Raw genomic sequence first — 2,179 nt, forward strand, 5'->3', positions numbered from 1 at the left:
GTTCTGGCATTCACACAGCATTTACCGGGAGAGGTGTTTATAAACGCATTAAAGCAATCGCCCGCCAAAGTAATAACAGCAACCGGCTCGCCGGCAGACACCAAAATCGCAGTACAGCGGACATGGAACAAAGAAGTTTGTACCATGTTGGTGCGCAATAATTCGGGAAAACCGGTCAGCATCCGGGAAATCATCCTGTTCGATTTCCGCCACGGGCTGCCGGGTAACACCGGTATCTACGGAGAAGGATTTCAAAAGTTAGCCCAGGTAGGTGGAACCCTGGAAAAGCCGGAAGATCTGGGAACATATACCGACAGGAATCATTATAAGATTCCGGAACCCGAAAACATGCGTACCGCATATGGTATGCTTACCCTGCAACTGCAGCATAACAACCGGGTACTACTGGCCACCACTTCCTGCAACAGGTTTATATCCAGGTTTTCTTTTGATGGAAGCCGCATACGTATATCGCTGGATTGCGAGAACCTGGTGCTGCAGCCCGGCGAAACCTGGCACCTGGAGGAATTTATGGCTATATCAGGACCAGACCGTGAAGCGTTGTATGATAAGCTAACAGCAGCCATCGCCAAACATCATCCCCGTTTGAAACATGAACCGGTGCCAATGGGGTGGTGTTCCTGGTATTGTTTTGGTCCCGGTGTTACCGCAAAGAATGTAGCCGATAATACGGATTGGATTGCCGGTCACCTGCCGCAACTCAAATATATCCAGGTCGATGATGGTTATCAACCATGGATGGGTGATTGGATGAGCAAAGGAAATGCATTTGGCGGCGATGTGCAAAATGTGCTGAACGAAATAAAACAGAAAGGATTGGAACCCGCTATATGGGTGGCGCCATTCGTGGCCAGTCCGCAATCGCAATTGTTTAAAAATCACCCCGACTGGTTTGTGAAGGATGAGCAGGGGTTACCCCTGCGTTCTGATAAAATTGGTTTTGGCGGCTGGCGCCTGGGCCCCTGGTATGTACTTGATGGTACGCATCCGCAGGTGCAGGCCTTTTTTACGGAACTTTTCAGCCGGATGAGAAAGGAGTGGGGCTGTACCTATTTCAAGCTGGACGCCAATTACTGGGGAGCCATGCATGGTGGTGTACATTATGATAAAAATGCCACCCGGATTGAAGCCTACCGCCGTGGTATGGCAGCTATACTGAAAGGAACGGGTGATGCATTTGTACTGGGTTGTAATCATCCTATATGGGCTTCCCTCGGACTAATTCACGGTTCCCGCAGCTCTATGGATACCTGGCGTAAATGGGAAGCATTCAGGAATATCGGCCGGGAAAACCTGCTCCGGGGCTGGCAGAATGGAAGACTATGGTGGAATGATCCGGACTGCATCTTACTTACAGATGGCGGCGCCACCGATATCATGGACCAGGCCGGTAACAAGGTAAATGCGCAGCAGCGGCCAACGGGGCCTACCGAAAACGAATACCTGTTTCATGCAGCCACCGTATATGCTTCCGGGGGGATGCTGCTTAGCGGCGACGATCTTACAAAAATAACACCCGCGCGGCTTGAGATATTAAAGAAACTGATTCCTCCAACCGGGATAGCGGCAAGGTTTGAAAATGAAGCATTCACCGTAGGAACAATCACATTGCCCAACCAGGTAGTATTTGCTGTTTTTAACTGGGGAGAACAAGCCGTGGAACGCCGTATTAAATTGCCAAAGGGAACTTACCGGTTGGTGAACAAATGGACAGGTGAGGAGCTGGGTAATTTTAAAGAAGAATATGTGATCCGCTCATTGCCGTTACACAGCGCGCTGTTAATTGAAGCGCATAAAGTAGCTGATAACTGATAGCCCGTATTTTATAAAGTGAAGCAAGTCCTATTTTTTCCGGCGCTTAATGAATCGCCTGTAAACGAAAAAAAGTACTATTGATACCATAAAGGCAAAGAGGATATCTATCGCCAGGTGCTGTGGATAGAAGCTTTCAGAGCTGCCTATTTTCCCTGTAGCTGTAAACATCACCAATGCTGCTTTATGATATATTTCCATGGGAAAACCAAAACGAAGATCACCGTCGTTATCCATGCTGTTGTGGTAGCTTGCAGCAGTGAGGATAACAAATACGATCAGTGCCCGGCCGCACCATTTTATGATTGATTTTATCGTGTTCATTAGTAAGTATATTCCGGATAAT

At 48.2% G+C, this 2,179-nt stretch carries 2 protein-coding genes; one reads left to right on the forward strand and one right to left on the reverse strand.

What is annotated here, in order from left to right; all coding sequences use genetic code 11:
- A partial coding sequence (locus VN105_RS08200; RefSeq protein WP_325639723.1) for a glycoside hydrolase family 36 protein occupies positions 1-1,833 on the forward strand: 1,833 nt, incomplete at its 5' end.
- Positions 1,834-1,863: 30 nt separating this feature from the next.
- Here VN105_RS08200 and VN105_RS08205 read toward each other — a convergent pair.
- On the reverse strand, positions 1,864-2,179 hold a 316-nt coding region (locus tag VN105_RS08205; protein WP_325639725.1), incomplete at its 5' end, for a hypothetical protein.

The sequence above is a fragment of the Chitinophaga sp. genome (assembly GCF_035564935.1).
In the GTDB taxonomy this organism is placed as follows: Bacteria; Bacteroidota; Bacteroidia; order Chitinophagales; family Chitinophagaceae; genus Chitinophaga.